This window comes from Chryseobacterium sp. RLHN22, assembly GCF_051011795.1.
Classification (GTDB): Bacteria; Bacteroidota; Bacteroidia; order Flavobacteriales; family Weeksellaceae; genus Chryseobacterium; species Chryseobacterium zhengzhouense.
Window position 1 is genome coordinate 47,303 of sequence record NZ_JBPCHW010000001.1, and the last position, 16,992, is coordinate 64,294.

Consider the following 16,992-nt stretch of genomic DNA (forward strand, 5'->3'; position numbering starts at 1 on the left):
AAAAGTATAAGCTATTGAAATTTTGAAAGCATCATGAAATTATTAACAATTCTTTTTATCACATTTATTTTAGCATTATTGGGGACAAAAATTTTTCAGGGAGACTGGAATTTTCTTTTTTCAGGAAATTTAGGAATGGCCGTTTTCATCGCTTTTACAGGTTTTGCCCATTTCAAATTCCAGAAAGGAATGACCTTGATGATTCCCGATTTTATTCCGGCAAAAATGTTTTGGGTTTATTTTACCGGATTTATTGAAATTGCAGCAGCAGTCGGTTTAATGATTCCTTCAATCCGTGAGCTTACTGCTACTTTGCTGATTGTTTTCTTTATTTTGATTTTCGTTGCCAATATCAATTCATCCAAAAAGAATATTAATATTTTTAAGGCAGATTATACAGGTCCGGGAATGAGTTATCTCTATAAAGAAAGAATACCGATGCAGATTATTTTAATTGTATGGGCTTGGTTTTTCGGAATTTATTTGAATTAAAAAATAGATAAAAATAAATTGAATTACATCTGAATTAGGCAAAATTCAAAACCTTCTTTACGATTTTTATCTCTCATCAAAAAATCTTACTTTTGCATATCTATAAAAAAGTAAAAGAAAAGAATGAATTCCTACAAAAATCCTTTGGAAGAACGCTATTCAAGCGAAGAAATGTTGTTTAACTTTTCTCACAACAATAAATTCCAGAACTGGAGAAAGCTTTGGATTGCCCTTGCTGAAATCGAAAAAGACCTTGGCCTTGAAATCACAGACGAGCAAATCGCTGACTTGAAAGCCAATGCAGAAAATATCGATTACGATAAAGCTGCTGAATACGAGAAAAAATTCAGACACGATGTAATGGCTCACGTTCACGCTTACGGTGATGTAGCGCCTTCTGCAAAAGGTATTATTCACTTGGGAGCAACTTCGGCGTTTGTAGGAGATAACACAGATTTAATTCAGATCCGTGACGGACTTTTGATTTTAAAGAAAAAGTTGGTTAACGTAATGAAAAACTTAGCAGATTTTGCAATTCAATATAAAGATCTTCCAACTTTAGGTTTCACACACTTTCAGCCGGCTCAGTTAACAACTGTCGGAAAAAGAGCGACACTTTGGTTACAGAGTTTAGTTCTTGACATCGAAGAGCTTGATTTCTTCCTGGAAACATTAAGATTCAGAGGGGTAAAAGGAACTACGGGAACTGCAGCAAGTTTCCTTGAACTTTTCAACGGTGATTATTCTAAAGTGAAACACTTAGATAAAGAATTGTCAAAAAGATTCGGTTTCGAAAAGGTTTTCGGAGTTTCTGGGCAGACTTACGACAGAAAAATTGATGCTAAAGTTGTAGCGTTATTAGGAAATATTGCTCAGTCTGCACATAAATTCACCAACGATTTACGCTTACTTCAAAATTTGAAAGAAATTGAAGAACCATTCGAAAAAAACCAGATTGGTTCATCGGCAATGGCTTACAAGCGTAACCCGATGAGAAGCGAAAGAATCGGAGCATTGGCAAAATATGTAATGTCTTTAACGACAAGTTCTGCAATGGTGGCTTCAACTCAATGGTTTGAAAGAACTTTGGACGATTCTGCAAACAAGAGATTAACAATTCCTCAGGCGTTTTTAGCGGTTGATGCAATTCTATTGATCTGGAACAACATTATGAACGGAATCGTAGTGTATCCGAACAGAATCAACAAGCATATTATGGAAGAACTGCCGTTTATGGCGACGGAATACATCATTATGGAAGAGGTAAAAGCGGGTGGCGACCGTCAGGAAATCCACGAAGTGATTAGAGTTCATTCTATGGAAGCTTCCAAAAAAGTGAAAGAAGAAGGAAAAGAAAATGACTTGATCGAAAGAATTTTAAATGACGATTCTTTAAAATTAGATAAATCAAAATTAAAAGAGGTTCTTGATCCTAAAAACTTTATCGGCTTTGCACCGATTCAGACGGAAGAATTCATTGCCAATGAAGTTCAGCCAATTATTGAGGCAAACAAAGATCTGATAGGATTAGAGGCTGATCTTAAAGTATAAATATTGTGCAGTCTTTTCGGGCTGCATATTTTTTTAAAATTATACCTAAATTATTTATGACCAGAACGATTATTTCAGTTTTATTAATTTTAACCTGTCTCTTTTCAAAGGCTCAGGACAGAATTAATTTTACTGAAAAATTCAAAAAAGAGAATCAGGGAAAGTATAAAATTGAAATCAATGAGGCAAAGGAATTGATTCATATAATGCTGGCAATTACCAAATCCGGATTGGAAAATGATGATATGATTCAGCAGGAAGGTGTTTATTATAAAGATGTCATCTCATATTTTAAACCTTTTAAAGATGAAAAGATCATCAAAACTTTCGACTCTTTGCTGGTTGCTTCACCCTACAATTATATTTTTTTAACGGGAAATGGTATTTCCTATGATTTTAAAGGTGAGAAGCTCGTTAAAAATGAAATATTTGTCTTCCCGGCAACTGGTGTTTCAGGTATTAAAATCACTGAAAACCCAATTACGACTTACAAAAAAGAAATTGAAGATTTTGCGGTAAAGTCTAAGTTCAGAGAATTTTACAAAAAACAAAAGCCGTATTATTCTCAAATTATTTCCGATTATGATAGAAAAGCTAATCTGGGCAAACAGTGGAAATGGCTGGAGAAAAATTTTAAAACCAAAATCAACAGCTACATCATCTTCTGTTCACCACTCATCAACAGTTTGAACTACACCGGAGATTTTGACAACAATAATTTTAAGCTGATCTATATGGTTTTGCCACCACTCGATAACTTTGAAAAACTTTCGGAGCTTCAAAATGAGCTGTTCAATACAAGAGTGATGTTTACTGAGATTGACCACAATTATGTAAAAGCACCAAGTATCGCAAACAAAGAAGCTATTGATCAGTATTTTAAAGACAGGAAGATATGGACAGACGAAAATACAGAAGGCATTTTTGCCTATCCAAATCCGGTAAAAGTATTCGATGAATATATGACATATGGCGTTTTTGTTTTGTTCTGTGAAGACAATTATGATCAGAAAAATTTCCTTGAAACTAAGCAAAGCATCATTGCGCTGATGAAAGAAAGAGGTTTTCCGAAAATGCAGGAATTTACAGACAAGCTGCTGAAAGTTCGTGCAGAAAACCGTGATAAAAAAATTGACGATTGGTATCCCGAATTTTTAAAACAATTCGCTGAATAAAAGATAAATCTAATAAAATCCTGAACTTCGGTTCCTGAATCTAATAAAAAATGAACAAAAGAATTTTCGTAGAAAAAAGAGGAATTTTCGATGTTGAAAGTCCAAAAATTTTTGATGAAGTAAAAGCGGTGGTTCCGTCGATCCAAAGCGTAAAAGTATACAACGTTTACGATATTTTTGGATTAAACGATGGTGAATTTGAAAAAGTGGTCAACAGTACTTTCGTGGATCCGGTTACTGATATTCTAATCGAGGAAAATCCTGCACAGGGAATTCATTTCGCCTTAGAATTTTTGCCTGGTCAATATGATCAGCGTGCAGATTCTGCCCAACAGTGTATCGCTTTACTGACTGGAAATGAGAAGTCTAAGGTAAGAAGCGGTAAATTAATCGAATTTGAAGGAGTTTCTGAATCTGATTTAGTAAAAATAAAAGACCTTTTAATCAATAAAGTGGAATCTCAGGAAAAAGATCTGTCAATTTTAGACATTCCTGCGGAAGAAACACCTTCAAAAGTAATTGTTCACGAAAATTTCATCAACTTTGATGATGCTCAGCTTGAAGAATTCTTTAACAAGCACGATTTTGCATTAGGTTTGGATGATTTGAAATTCATTCAGGAATATTTCAAATCAGAAAACAGAAATCCTACGGAAACTGAACTTAAAGTTTTAGACACATACTGGAGCGACCACTGTCGTCACACAACATTTGAAACAGAATTGTCAAATATTGAATTTGAAGGACAGTTCAAACATACATTGGAAACTATTTTCAATGATTATATCGAAAAAAGAAAATTCTTAGGACGCGAATTGAAACCGATCTCTTTAATGGATTTGGCGACAGTTTGCGGAAGATATTTCCATAAAACTGGTAATTTGGAGAACTTGGTTGTTTCTGATGAAATCAACGCTTGTACCATCCAAATCGAAGCGGAATACGACGGTAAAAAAGAACCTTGGTATTTATTATTCAAAAACGAAACCCACAATCACCCGACAGAAATTGAGCCTTTTGGTGGGGCTTCAACGTGTTTAGGTGGTGCAATCAGAGATCCTTTGTCCGGACGTTCTTTCGTTTTCCAGGCGATGAGATTAACTGGTGCTGCAGATGTGTTGGAATCTGTGGACAAAACTTTACCGGGCAAATTACCTCAAAAGACCATCACAAAACAGGCTGCAAACGGATATTCTTCTTATGGTAACCAAATCGGTTTAGCAACTACAATGGTTTCTGAAATCTACGATGAAGGCTATAAAGCCAAAAGAATGGAAATTGGTTTCGTTGCCGGAGCGGTTCCTGTAGACTGGGTAAGACGTGAAAAGCCTGAAGCTGGTGATTCTATCATCATTTTAGGAGGTGCAACAGGTCGTGACGGAGTTGGAGGAGCTAGCGGAAGTTCAAAGGAACAGGACGAAACTTCTATCCATACGATGAGTTCTGAAGTTCAGAAAGGAAATGCCGTTGAAGAACGTAAAATCCAGAGATTATTCAGAAATCCTGAAGTAACGAGACTGATTAAAAAATCGAATGATTTTGGAGCGGGAGGTGTTTCTGTAGCGATTGGTGAAATTGCTGATTCTTTGGAAGTTAACTTAGATGTTTTACCTTTAAAATATGAAGGTTTGAACGGAACTGAACTGGCTATTTCTGAATCTCAGGAAAGAATGGCAGTTGTGGTTGAACCAAAAGATAAAGAACAGTTTATTAAATTCTGTGAAGCTGAAAACATTGTAGCTGTTGAGGTAGCAAAAGTGACGGATTCAGGAAGAATGCAGATGTTCTGGAAAGGCGATAAAATTGTTGACCTTTCAAGAGCGTTTTTAGATACGAACGGCTGTTCAAAAAGTCAGGAAGTTAAAATTACTCACTTGAATGAAGTAAAAGAAGAAACTCTGTCATTCAATGAGGAGAACTTTTTGAAAATTTTAGGAGATAAAAATGTTGCCTCTCAAAAAGGTTTGCTGGAAATGTTCGACTCTTCTATCGGTGCGACTACGGTGGCGATGCCTTTAGGTGGAAAATATCAGCAGACTTTGATGGAAGGAAGTGTACAAACGTTGCCAATTATCGGAGCAAAAGATATTGAAACGGTTTCTTTGGCGAGTTGGGGATTCGATACAGAGATTTCTAAGCAGAACTCTTTGTTGGGAGCTTCTTATGCAGTGGTAGAAAGTGTTGCAAAGATCGTTGCGATGGGTGGCGATTATAAAAATATCAGATTCAGTTTCCAGGAATATTTTGAGAAATTGGGTCAGAATCCTGAAAAATGGGGGAAACCTTTAGCTTCTTTGTTAGGAGCTTATGATGCTCAAATCAATTTCGGTTTGGCTGCAATCGGAGGTAAAGATTCAATGAGTGGAACGTATCAGGATCTGAATGTTCCCCCAACGTTGATTTCTTTCGCTTGTGCTAATGGAAAGAAGAAAAATATCATCTCTCCGGAATTTAAACAGACAGGAAATAAACTGTATTTCTTCAACCACATTCCACAGGAAAACGGGCTTCCAAATTATGATAAATTGAAAGCCATTTACGAATTCATTTTCGAGAATATCAAGGCTGGAAAAATCGTTTCTGTAAAAACGGTAAAAGAAGGCGGAGTTGCTGTTGCTTTGGCAAAAATGAGCTTCGGAAATAGATTAGGTGCTAATGTAAATATTGCTGATGAGAATATTTTATTAGCTAAAAATATCGGTAGCTTAGTCATAGAATCTCAGGAAGAATTAAGTTCTGTTGAACTTCAATTAATTGGTGAAGTTGAAAATTCAAATATTCTGAAAATCAGTAATTTTAATTTTGAAATCGAAAAATTACTTGAAGCAAATACGAATACATTTGAAAATCTTTTCCCAACTGTTGAAAAAGAAAAAATAACGGTTGAATTGGATGAGAAATTAAACTCAATCAATCCAAGAAATATCATTATCAAGAAACACGGAATTGCTCAACCAAGAGTTTTTGCTCCAGTGTTTCCGGGGACAAACTGTGAGTATGATACGTTAAATGCCTTTGCAAAAGAAGGCGCAATTGTCAACAGTTTACCGCTGAAAAATATCAATCACCAGTTGCTTGATGAAAGCATCGATGCGTGGATTGAAGAAATTAAACAGTCACAGATTTTAGCATTCTCAGGAGGGTTTTCTGCGGGAGATGAACCGGACGGTTCTGCTAAATTTATCGTAAATGTTTTGAAGAACGAAAAGATGAGAAACGCCGTTCACGAATTGCTTGACAGAGACGGAATGATTATCGGAATCTGTAACGGTTTCCAGGCGTTGGTAAAATCTGGATTGTTGCCTTATGGTAGAATCAAAGATCTGGATGAAAATTCTCCGACATTAGCTCACAACGCGATCAGAAGACACATTTCCCAGATGGTGAATGTAAGAGTAGTGAATGACGAATCGCCTTGGTTAAAAGGAATGAAGGATCAGGTATTCACGATTCCGATTTCTCACGGGGAAGGTCGTTTTATGGCTTCGGAAGCGGAAATTCAAAAGCTGTATGAAAACGGACAGATTGCAACCCAATATTTAGATTTAGAAGGAAATATCGCTCACGGAATGCCGTTCAATCCAAATAACTCATTGTTCGGAATTGAAGGAATTACGAGTCCGGATGGAAAAATATTCGGTAGAATGGGACACCCTGAACGTTTTGCAGAAGGTTTAATGAAAAATATTCCGACTGCGAATTATCATAATATCTTCAAAAATGGAGTGGAGTATTTTAAATAAGCTTTTAGTTTAGTTACTCAAATAACAATAAAAGGAAAATGACTGTCATTATTGGCAGTCATTTTTTTTGACAAATTGCAACATTTTTTCAATTCCTGAATCTTAATAATAGTAAGACCATCAAAAACTATTATATGAAACTTAAACAATTATTAAGCTTATCTGCATTTATCAGTTCCATTGCAATATTTTCCCAATCGTATAAAATCATTTACGATTTCAAATGGAAAACCGAAGAACATTCCAAAGATTATAATTCGGAATTAACTGTTTTATTAAAAAATGAAGATAAATCTTATTTCGAATCCTTAGCAAAATTTAAATATGATTCTATAAAAACAAATCTTGTCAATCAGGGAAGCAGAAGTTTTCCAGCTCCAAAGCAACAATGGAAATTACAGACTTTAATTTCAAAAGATTTGAAATCTCAAACTACAATTACAGAAGAAAATTTTTTCGATAAAGTTTATTTAACAACTTACAGATGCAAACCGATTTGGAAGATTCAACAGGAAAAAAGTAGATTGTTCAATTATAATGTTCAGAGAGCGGAAACGGATTTTGGAGGCAGAAAATGGATTGCTTGGTTTACCAATGAAATTCCAATTAGTGATGGACCATATAAGTTTTTCGGATTACCTGGTCTCATCCTGAAAATAGCAGATTCTGAAGAGAATTTTATTTTCGAAATCAAAGGGCTTACCAAAGAGCAAAATAATATTGAGGGAAGAAATGCATACACTGCGAAAGTGAATTTTACTCCAAAGCAATGGGAAACTTTCTGGAGCAAATATCAAAAAGATCCTTCGATGATTTTTGCCAATCTCAATTCTCCAAACGCTACTTTTACCTATGTCTATTACGGTCAGAATGTCGACAGCAAAGAAGCCAAAGATTCTTATAACAAAACTGAAAAAGAGAAAATAAATATTTTTAAAATTCCTATCGAATTAGAATTCTGCGAATAAGTTTCAGAAAAATTAGATACCATTAATTCTTTGTATTTATTTTAAAATTCAAATAAAAGTGAAAATTTTAAATAAAATAAAAATAAATTGCAACATTTAAAATCAAATTACGTCTACTAAGTAGAAACAAATAACAAGACTTATAATTTTTGAAAACAGCAACGGTAAATATCAGTGACAAAGAATTGTTGGAGCTCTGTAGTTCCGGAAACAATTCAGGGTATTCTCTGCTTTATCAGCGCTATTCAAAAGCGGTTTTCAATTCGGTGTTCCGTCTTGTGAATGACCGGGAAGATGCGGAAGATATTCTTCAGGAAGTTTTTGTAAAAGCATTTTCGGAAATCAAATCTTTAAAAAATACAGATAGTTTCGGAGGTTGGGTTAAGAGAATTGCCATTAATCATTCGCTTACATTTCTTCGCAAAAAGAAAGTTTATTTTCTGGAAATTGAAGATGATAAAATGTATGATGTAAAAGATGACGAATTGGAAGAAAAACTGGCTTTGGAATTCCGAATTGAAGAACTTCAGAATGCAATTGCAGAGCTTCCGCCGCAAATCAGAACGATTGTCAATCTTTTTCTGTTTGAAGAAATGCCGCAGGATGAAATTGCCAAAACGCTGGATATTCCGGCAGGTACGGTGCGAAGTTATTACCATCGCGCTAAGAAGAAAATTTTTGAAATACTCACTCAAAGATCTCAAAATGAAAGATACGCTTAAAGAATATATAAAAAATCATCGGGAGGAATTTGATACGCTCGAAGTTCCCGATGAAACATTTGATAAAATCATGTTCAGACTGGATGAACAGAATGTTTCTGATAAAAAAACAACCCCTTTGTTTGCCTGGAAAACATGGGTTGCAGCAGCTTCTGTAGCCGTTATTTTCAGTATGGGATTTTATACTTTTTGGAATCAGAAAGAAAGTGAAAAAACAATCGTGAAGGCTCAGGGAAAAATTAAAACAGAAGATGAAGATTTAGTTGATATTTTAAAGCAAAAAAATGTATCAGAAACTGCAAAAATAGAAACAGCTAAACAAGAAATTAAAAGTGAATCTTTTGTAAGTAACAATTTAGTTTCATCAAAAAAAATAAAGGAAACTAAAATTTTGGTTCAAAATAATAACGCAGAAAACGAAAACGATTTTGATAAAACAAAAGCATTAGAACTTTTGGATAATCAATATTCTGCGAGTTCAAGACTGCAGGGGATTGCTTTGTTGAAAGACTTTTCGGTTTCTGATAAACAAGTTATCGAAGTTTTATCTCAAAAAGCACTTTCAGATGAAAATACGAATGTGAGATTAGCAGCGGTGGAAACTTTGTCGGTGCATCTTCAAAATCCCGATGTTGGTAAAAATATGAGACAAATTTTTCTTCAACAAGACGATGCGATGGTGCAGAAAGAATTGATTACCATTTTAGCGAACCAAAATTCATCCGAGCTTAATACGGAAGTGAACGCAAAACTGAGAGAACTCACTTCAAACCCTACAACAGCGGCTTTCGTGAAAGATGAAGCATATGCTGTTTTGATGAAATATTAAAAGCTTTTATATAAACAGATAATTATTAACAAATTTAAACTCATGAAAAAGATATATTTAATCTTGCTTGCTTTATTTACGTTTTCTTTCCATGCACAGGAAAAAGGTGAGCAGACAAATTCTACAAAAGAAAATTCTAAAACTTATAAAGTCAAAAAAAACAACGGCAAAATTCTTCTCAACCTTGGAAAAGTGACGGTAGAAGGTTATAAAGGAAACGAAATCGTATTTTCTGTTCAGATAGAAGATGATGAGGAAGACAAGCGTGCTGAAGGGCTTCAGATTGTGAATGCTTTAGGACTTATTGACAATACAGGACTTGGAATTAATGTGAGTGAAAAAGATGGTGTTTTGGAAGTTAATTCCTTGAAAAAAATGTCATTTCCGGATGTAAAAGTGATGGTTCCTGAAAATATGATTGTTTCGTTTAAACATCAATCCCAATATGGCGGAGATGTGATATTCAGAAATATTCAGAATGAAATTGAGGTAGCTACAACTTACAACAGTATTCGACTGGAAAATATTACAGGTCCTGCAACGGTAAAATCTATTTACGGGAATATTGAAGCGGCTTTCAGTCAGAATGTGAAAGGTCCGTTGTCGATAATTTCGGTTTACGGACTTGCAGATGTTACGCTTCCTAAATCAACAAAAGCCAATCTGAAAACAACCACTAAATATGGAGAAATTTATATGTCTCCTGATTTCAAAATTGATGTTGATAAAAAAGAAGAACTGGTGAGTTATGGGAATGATTTGACCGGAAAAATAAATGGTGGCGGAACGAATATTGAAGTCCGTTCTGATTACAGTAAAGTTTATTTAAGAACAAAATGAAAATAGCACTCACTCTCGCAGTTAGTCTTGTTTTCGGTCTTACTGCAGCACAAGCAGACATTAATAAAAGTTTTTCTACAGATAAAAGCGAAAAATTATCACTGAAATTTGATTATCCACAACTCATCAAAATCAGTACCTGGGATAAAGCGGAAGTTCAGGTTGTAGGGAAGGTAAATATTAATGAGAATGAAAACAATGATGCTTTTCAGATTAAGGAATCAAAAGAAGGAGATTCTTTAGTTATTGAAGGCAAAATACCGGAAATAAAAAATATTCCCCGCAAAATTAAAGTGTATCAGGAAGATCAGAAATTGGTTTTTAAATCTCATGAAGAACTCCAGAAATATTCTAAAGACAACAACGTGACGTTTAATACCATTACGGATGGTGTGGATGCAGATATTCAGCTGGAAATAAAAGTTCCTAAATCTTTAATCACTAAAATTGAATCTAAATACGGGGTAATAGAGTTGAAAGATTTCAATGGGACAATCAATGCAAATGCTGTTTTTGGCGGAATTGATGCAACAATTTCAGATAAAATGGGAAAACTTTCTGCAGAAACGAATTTCGGTCAGATTTATTCAAATCTGGATACTAAATTTACAGGCAAAGACTCGGATGATTTTCGTACTTTAGTTACGGCAACATTTGGAAACGGTCCTCAATATAATTTAGAATCCAAATACGGAAATATTTATCTGAGAAAATAGCATATGAATAACAAAAATCATCATAAGAAAATGACTGTCATCAATGGCGGTCATTTTTCAGATCTGGAAGGATTTTATGAAGAAATTTCCCGGCTTTTTATGAAAAAAGAAGACTGGAAAGTCGGAACGTTGGATGGTTTTGACGATATTTTGTATGGAATTAATTCTGACATTACGTGGAAAGATTCTAAAAAGTCAAATGAAGATTTGGGTTTTGATTTGACTAAAGAATTTTATGAAAATAAAATCAAAATCGGAAAACCATTTAATGTACAATTGATTCAACAGAAATTAGATGATTTAATTGCCGGAAACGGACAAACTCTTTTTGAAATTTTGGTTGAAATTATTGAATCACATGAAAATATACAATTGATTTTAGAGTGATAAAGTTTAATTTTGGTTCAATGAAAAATAAAGTAAAAATACTCCGTGAACAGAAGAACCTCACTCAGGCTGAACTGGCTGAAAATTCTGGGCTTTCTTTGAGAACGATTCAGAGAATCGAGTCGGGGAGTGTGATGAAAGGTTTTACTTTAAAAGCTGTTGCGAAAGCTTTGCATACCAAACCTGAAGAATTGTTTTTTAGTGAAGAAAAAAGTATGAATGTTGACCGTGCAAAACTGATTAATTTCTCAGCCTTATGTGGATTGATTATTCCGTTTGGCGGTGTAATTTTTCCTTTAATCCTTACCTTAAAAACAAAAGATGACACCAATAAAATGTTGGGAAAAGAGATTGTAAGTTTTCAGATTGTCTTGGCTGTTTTTACTTCCGTTTTATTAATGGTTACTCCGTTTGTTCAGAAGTTTCTGTCGATTAAATTTCCTCTTTTTATTGTGGTTTTAGTACTTTTTATATCCATAAAATTGCTCGTCATTCTAAAAAACGGAGTCAGTTTGGGTAAAAATGGCAGTTTAGTTATCAGGTTGAAAAGCAGTATCTTGTGATCTGTATCGCGAAAATGTCGTAAAACTGTCGTCTCTTTTTTTAGTCAGAAAATAATTTTTAAAGCTAATCTTGCCGGAAAAATTATAATGAAACTTTTTAAACGAATTGCTCTTGCTTTTTTGATTCTTTTAACCTTGATTTTATCCGGCGGATATTTCTATTTCAATCAAAAATTCACACCGGAAGAAAATTATTTAACAGTACAAAACGAAAGCGGAAATATTCCCGTAACCTGGTTGGGAAGAGATAAAAATGTGATGCTGTTACCCATTCATTTTCAAGGTAATTCCGAAACTTATTATCTTCAGTTTGATACAGGTTCTCCATACACTCAATTCTATTCAAATTTCGTTAAAAATATAAAAGAAATTTCCGTGAAAAATGATCGAGCTGAAACTGCTTTTCATATCGGAAACACTGAAATTTCATCAAAGCAATTTAAAATTTTTGAAACTAAAAATTCAGATAATGATTCTTTAAAAGTCATCGGAACTTTAGGTGCTGATGTTTTGGAAGATCGAAAAACGGTTATTGATTTCAGAAATAATTTTGTTTTTTTGAATATTTCTGATGTTCCCAAAACATTCAAGTCAAATCTTATTGATTTTAAATTCAGCAAAAGAAAAAATTGTAATTTCAGGAGTTTTGAAAGGCAAGGAAAGAAAATTTCTCTATGATTCCGGAACAAGTGCTTATGAATTTCTTACCTACAAAGAAGAATGGGAAAAATTGAAATTGAAAAATGCAGAAGTGAAAACTGAAAACGCAAAATCCTGGAATCGTATTTTAACGACATTTACCACAAGATGTAATGAGAATATAAAGTTTGAGAATATGGAGATTCCTGTTCGGGAAATAACTTATGTTGAAGGTTTTTCAGATGGACAGTTTTCATTGATGAAATTCACTGGTATGTCCGGAATGGTCGGTAACAAAATTTTCCTCAATCACTGTATTTTTATTGACGGAAAAAATAAAAAGTTTGGTATTGATTGAATTAGCTAATGAAAATATACTTCCAATAGACCAAAACTCCCACGATTACAGAAAGAATTGTCATCAGCATAACCGCTCCCGCAGAAATATCTTTGATGAAGCCAATTCGGATGTCAAAATCTGGCTGAACGATATCACAGATTTTTTCAATAGCTGTATTGAAAATTTCAGCGGCTAAAACGCCAAAAGAAACGATTAGAATAAGAATTGTATCGATGTTCGAAAGTTTTAGATAAAAAATCAGAAACAGATTGACAAAGAAAGCCAACAATTCAAACTGAAAATTTCTTTCATATTTCATCATCAGAAAAATACCCCGGAAAGCATTCTGAAAACTTTTATGAATAGGTGGTTTACGCATGATTAAATATAAAGGTTGTAAATTTATTTTAGGCAGGAATTGGCATTAAACATCCAACTTCCAGCACCCGTCGTCAAAGATAAATTTATTTTGATGGATGTTAATAACTCTCAATATTATTTTTTCCTATCTGTTCTGTATTTATTATATTTGTAGAAACTTATTTTTAAATCTATGAAATTTATTATTTCAAGTGGTGAACTGCAGAAGGCTTTACAAACTGTAAGTGGCGTAATATCAAGTTCTCAGTCGAGACCGATTTTAGAAAACTATCTTTTTGAATTAAACGAAAATAACGTTACCATTACCGCATCTGATGGCGAAACTACACTGATTACTTCTTTGGAAGTAAAGTCTGATGATTCAGGTAAATTTGCTGTTCCTGCCAAGATTTTTCAAGATTTTATCAAAACGTATGGCGAACAGCCTTTAACTTTGGCGGTGAAAGACAACGCTGAAGGTACAGGAAGTCAGCTTGAAATTTTGGACGAGAAAGATAATTTTGCGGTAGCATTAGACAACGCAGATGATTATCCTGAACTTCCTGAATTTGATGCTTCACAGTCTGTAACAATGCCTGCAGGAGTTTTGTCTGAAGCTTTAACCAACACCCTTTTTGCAACAAGCAACGACTCTCTTCGTCCGGTGATGACGGGAGTTTTATTCCAGTTTGGGGAAAACGAGACGAACTTTGTTTCTACAGATTCTCACCGATTGGTTGTGTATAAAAGAACAGATTTGATGAACGCCGAGCCGATGGAATTCATCATGCCTAAAAAACCTTTGAATATTTTCAAAAATATTTTAGCAAGCTCAAACGAAGATCTTACCATCGACTTCAATGAGAATATGGCAAAATTTACTTTTGGTAAACATATCTGGATTTGTAGATTAATTGACGGGAAATATCCTAACTATACTGCGGTAATCCCGAAAGAAAACCCGAATGTATTGACCATTAACAGAAACCTTCTGTTAGGTGCAATTAAGAGAGCGTCAATTATGTCGAATAAATCGACGAATCAGGTTAGGTTTAAATTGTCTGCAAACATTCTTCATCTTCACGCAGAAGATACAGAATATGCAAACAAGGCAGACATGCAGATTCCTTGTGATTATAATGGGGAAGATATCAATATCGGTTTCAGTTCTAAGTTCTTAACAGAAATGTTGGGTATTTTAGGCGCAGATGATATCACGATGAAAATGTCTCAGCCAAACAGACCGGGAATCATTGAGCCGCTTGACGGACTTGAAGAAAACGAAAATATCTTAATGCTTTCAATGCCTGTAATCGGGTTGTAAAATGTAAGAAAAATATATGTAAAAAGGATTTCAATTTTGAAATCCTTTTTTTGTTTTATTGTGCAATATTTTATGGTTAAAATTGGTCATTTAAAGACTCTTTGATTTTGTAAAAAGCTGTCACGTAATTACTGTTAACGTTTTGGGGCTTTGCGATGGTGGGGCAATCGAAGCACAAATCTTCAATTTTGTAAAAAAGTTCAATCGAAGAGCAACCGTTGAACTTTGCAGTTTCGCCCCACTATTGCAAAACCCTTGTTACAGGCAGTTTTTATGTCAAGTCTTTTATATCGTCTTGAAATACGTGCTTTCTATGATAGTCCAAATAGTCTTCACGATTTTCAGGGAAAATTCTCATTTTGTTTTTAGCTGTTGGATTTATATTTAGTTTGTCCCAAGTGTATGAACTTAATTGAGTTCCGCAAATCAATTCTCCTGTGTCTGAAAATGTAATGTAACCTTGGTCAAACAGTCTGTCATAAGTTGGTGAAAGAGCCAATCCGTTCAAATAATCCAACGCTTGGTCTTCTCGTTTTTCTTTAATACAAACGCTATACGGTTTTATATGACTTGCTATTAGAAGTCTTTCGTCAGTTATTTTAGAAAACGGACATTGAGCCATATATTCAATAACTGCTTTTCTCTATCTTTCTTGCCCAATTCTATATGATTTTTTGATTTGTTCAATTTCGGCTGTATCGGCTGGAATTTCTTCAATCGTTTCCAATGCACTTGGGTGGACGAATGTTCTAAACTGATAATCCAATAAAATTCTGAAATAGAAAATTGGAAAATTGTTTTCTTCCGTTGGATTGGTTGGAACAATTTTTAGAATTGACAAATAACTGATTTTTGGAAGAATTAGTGTTCTCCAAAGTTTCCAAATATAATCGTCAGACCTTATATATCCACGATTTTGTCGTTGTGATAGGTTGTCTGATGCGTCATAAATTGTGAAAAATATATGTTCCGTTGGAAGATTTTCTACTTCTGAATATCGTTCTTGATAAAGTTGGCTAATGTCGTTATGATAAATTTGTTCTTGAGCATAATATTCAGCTTTTGCGTCATCTAAATATTTCAGAAGATTTGACTTACTGAAAAAACAAGTCATCTCTTGAACGATAGCACCACTTTCTTTTGCCGATTCTACTGTTTTTCTTTTTTTAGATGTGTCTATATGTTCTAATCCCCAAGTTGAATATTCAAAAAAGTTTAAAATTCTTTGTCCTAATTCTCCGCTATAAGTTCCAACGTGTTTTTTAGATTCTCCGTTTCCTTCAAATTGAGCTAATTTGATTGAACGATGAATAAAGCTGTCTTCTGCCCGAAAAGATTAGTCAATTTCACTTTTAATATTCTTTTTTGATAGAAACCCTTGAACAACTTCATCTATATCTTCATCAGGTAAATGTTCTCTTGTTTCAATGAAATTTAAAACTTTATTTAAAACTTCCCAACGGCTTTCTGCTCTAGGTATGTTCTCATTTTTATCTCCCATTTGCCAAGCAAACTCTATTGCGTATTCAATTATGTCATTTATTTTCATAATATACTATTTTCTAAAAATATTATTGTGATGATATTCTAAAAATTCTTTATTAGGTAAAAATCGTTTCGGCATTTCAATTTCTTTGTTTTCAAAATCCAAGAAAAATTTTTGAATGTTATTTTCTTTTTTGAAATCATCAAAATACTTTGAAACTTTTACTTTATAATCGAAATCAATCGTTATAAAACCTTTGTCAAATGCTTTATCGTGAATAGAATTTAAACACAATCCATTTTCGGGATTTAATCTATTTTTCTCGTCTTTTGACCAAGGTACGATATGGCTTGCAACTATAAAATCAGAAATTGAAATACCAGTTATACAACACTTGTTTTCATAAGAAGCTAAAACTGTACTTCTGAAAAAAGATTGGTTTACCCGGACTTTTACCAATGCTTCTCTTACTTTTCCTTCCTTTATTTCAATATCAATTTCTTCTTCTATTTCGATTGGTTTATTCAATAATTTGGCAAAACTAATTTCACTTTCATAGGCAAGAGTATTCCAATCTTGATAAAATTCTTCAAAAATAACTTTATCTAATTTTCCAGCATTACTTGCTCCTTTAATGTTTCTTTGTTTAAGTGATGGGTCTAAACTCGCAAAATTTACCAATTTCCAAGCAACGGCAGATGGTGTTCTTCCAATTGCGTTAGCTAATTCAATTACAAGTTTATGGTTGTAATTGATTTTACTAAAAGGTATTTTACAATACAGATTAAAAGCAACTATTAGTTCTTCTCGTGTCCAATTTCTTCTTTCTGTTGCCATATTTTAAATTGTTGCGTTAG

19 protein-coding genes are annotated in these 16,992 nt (G+C 33.8%); 14 read left to right on the forward strand and 5 right to left on the reverse strand.

All coding sequences use genetic code 11. The annotated features are described in order from the left end of the window. The first annotated feature begins 33 nt into the window (after positions 1 to 33). The 13 genes from ACR1PN_RS00250 (at position 34) to ACR1PN_RS00310 (ending at position 12,983) form a co-directional block, all read left to right on the forward strand. A complete protein-coding gene (locus tag ACR1PN_RS00250) occupies positions 34 to 492 on the forward strand; it encodes a DoxX family protein (RefSeq protein ID WP_433978358.1) in 459 nt (152 codons plus the stop codon). 123 nt (positions 493 to 615) lie between these two features. Further along, the gene (purB, locus tag ACR1PN_RS00255) at positions 616 to 2,043 is read left to right on the forward strand and encodes an adenylosuccinate lyase (protein ID WP_433978359.1); all 1,428 of its coding nucleotides are present in this window, start codon (positions 616 to 618) and stop codon (positions 2,041 to 2,043) included. Positions 2,044 to 2,099: 56 nt separating this feature from the next. After that, positions 2,100 to 3,218 (forward strand): DUF4932 domain-containing protein, encoded by a 1,119-nt coding sequence (locus tag ACR1PN_RS00260; protein WP_433978360.1) that lies wholly within the window; start codon positions 2,100 to 2,102, stop codon positions 3,216 to 3,218. A gap of 50 nt (positions 3,219 to 3,268) precedes the next feature. Further along, the gene (locus ACR1PN_RS00265) at positions 3,269 to 6,961 is read left to right on the forward strand and encodes a phosphoribosylformylglycinamidine synthase (protein ID WP_433978361.1); all 3,693 of its coding nucleotides are present in this window, start codon (positions 3,269 to 3,271) and stop codon (positions 6,959 to 6,961) included. A 134-nt stretch (positions 6,962 to 7,095) separates the two neighbouring features. Continuing rightward, on the forward strand, positions 7,096 to 7,929 hold the full coding sequence (locus ACR1PN_RS00270; RefSeq protein WP_433978362.1) for a GLPGLI family protein: 834 nt from the start codon (positions 7,096 to 7,098) through the stop codon (positions 7,927 to 7,929). Positions 7,930 to 8,078: 149 nt separating this feature from the next. Beyond that, the gene (locus tag ACR1PN_RS00275; protein ID WP_433978363.1) at positions 8,079 to 8,651 is read left to right on the forward strand and encodes an RNA polymerase sigma factor; all 573 of its coding nucleotides are present in this window, start codon (positions 8,079 to 8,081) and stop codon (positions 8,649 to 8,651) included. Further along, the gene (locus tag ACR1PN_RS00280) at positions 8,635 to 9,480 is read left to right on the forward strand and encodes a HEAT repeat domain-containing protein (RefSeq protein WP_433978364.1); all 846 of its coding nucleotides are present in this window, start codon (positions 8,635 to 8,637) and stop codon (positions 9,478 to 9,480) included. The genes ACR1PN_RS00275 and ACR1PN_RS00280 overlap by 17 nt, the downstream gene beginning before the upstream one ends. Before the next feature lie 42 nt (positions 9,481 to 9,522). Continuing rightward, positions 9,523 to 10,320, forward strand: a complete 798-nt coding sequence (locus tag ACR1PN_RS00285) for a DUF4097 family beta strand repeat-containing protein (RefSeq protein ID WP_433978365.1) — start codon at positions 9,523 to 9,525, stop codon at positions 10,318 to 10,320. After that, positions 10,317 to 11,036 carry a hypothetical protein gene (locus ACR1PN_RS00290; protein WP_433978366.1) on the forward strand — a complete coding sequence of 240 codons (720 nt, stop codon included), beginning with the start codon at positions 10,317 to 10,319 and terminating at the stop codon, positions 11,034 to 11,036. Before ACR1PN_RS00285 ends, ACR1PN_RS00290 begins: the two co-directional genes overlap by 4 nt. 3 nt (positions 11,037 to 11,039) lie before the next feature. Next, positions 11,040 to 11,423, forward strand: a complete 384-nt coding sequence (locus ACR1PN_RS00295) for a ribonuclease inhibitor (RefSeq protein ID WP_433978367.1) — start codon at positions 11,040 to 11,042, stop codon at positions 11,421 to 11,423. A gap of 20 nt (positions 11,424 to 11,443) precedes the next feature. Further along, positions 11,444 to 11,986 carry a helix-turn-helix domain-containing protein gene (locus tag ACR1PN_RS00300; protein ID WP_433978368.1) on the forward strand — a complete coding sequence of 181 codons (543 nt, stop codon included), beginning with the start codon at positions 11,444 to 11,446 and terminating at the stop codon, positions 11,984 to 11,986. An 87-nt stretch (positions 11,987 to 12,073) separates the two neighbouring features. Next, positions 12,074 to 12,664, forward strand: coding sequence for a hypothetical protein (locus ACR1PN_RS00305; protein WP_433978369.1), 591 nt, complete (start codon positions 12,074 to 12,076; stop codon positions 12,662 to 12,664). Continuing rightward, positions 12,633 to 12,983 (forward strand): hypothetical protein, encoded by a 351-nt coding sequence (locus ACR1PN_RS00310; protein ID WP_433978370.1) that lies wholly within the window; start codon positions 12,633 to 12,635, stop codon positions 12,981 to 12,983. Before ACR1PN_RS00305 ends, ACR1PN_RS00310 begins: the two co-directional genes overlap by 32 nt. 1 nt (position 12,984) lies before the next feature. Here the strand turns inward: ACR1PN_RS00310 and ACR1PN_RS00315 are convergent, their stop codons facing one another. Next, entirely contained in the window at positions 12,985 to 13,344 is a 360-nt protein-coding gene (locus ACR1PN_RS00315) for a diacylglycerol kinase family protein (protein WP_378173637.1), read from the reverse strand. 174 nt (positions 13,345 to 13,518) lie between these two features. Here ACR1PN_RS00315 and dnaN point away from each other — a divergent pair, with 174 nt between their 5' ends. After that, positions 13,519 to 14,649: a DNA polymerase III subunit beta gene (dnaN, locus tag ACR1PN_RS00320; protein WP_378173634.1), complete on the forward strand. Its 1,131-nt coding sequence runs from the start codon at positions 13,519 to 13,521 to the stop codon at positions 14,647 to 14,649. 271 nt (positions 14,650 to 14,920) lie between these two features. Here the strand turns inward: dnaN and ACR1PN_RS00325 are convergent, their stop codons facing one another. The 4 genes from ACR1PN_RS00325 to ACR1PN_RS00340 all read right to left on the reverse strand — a co-directional run bounded on the left by ACR1PN_RS00325 (position 14,921) and on the right by ACR1PN_RS00340 (position 16,972). Continuing rightward, complete coding sequence (locus tag ACR1PN_RS00325; RefSeq protein WP_433978371.1) at positions 14,921 to 15,271, reverse strand: HNH endonuclease; 351 nt, start codon at positions 15,269 to 15,271, stop codon at positions 14,921 to 14,923. A gap of 21 nt (positions 15,272 to 15,292) precedes the next feature. Next, positions 15,293 to 15,763 carry a hypothetical protein gene (locus ACR1PN_RS00330; RefSeq protein WP_433978372.1) on the reverse strand — a complete coding sequence of 157 codons (471 nt, stop codon included), beginning with the start codon at positions 15,761 to 15,763 and terminating at the stop codon, positions 15,293 to 15,295. 222 nt (positions 15,764 to 15,985) lie between these two features. Further along, positions 15,986 to 16,198, reverse strand: coding sequence for a hypothetical protein (locus tag ACR1PN_RS00335; RefSeq protein WP_433978373.1), 213 nt, complete (start codon positions 16,196 to 16,198; stop codon positions 15,986 to 15,988). A 6-nt stretch (positions 16,199 to 16,204) separates the two neighbouring features. Next, positions 16,205 to 16,972, reverse strand: a complete 768-nt coding sequence (locus ACR1PN_RS00340; RefSeq protein WP_433978374.1) for an HNH endonuclease — start codon at positions 16,970 to 16,972, stop codon at positions 16,205 to 16,207. Positions 16,973 to 16,992 lie beyond the last annotated feature (20 nt).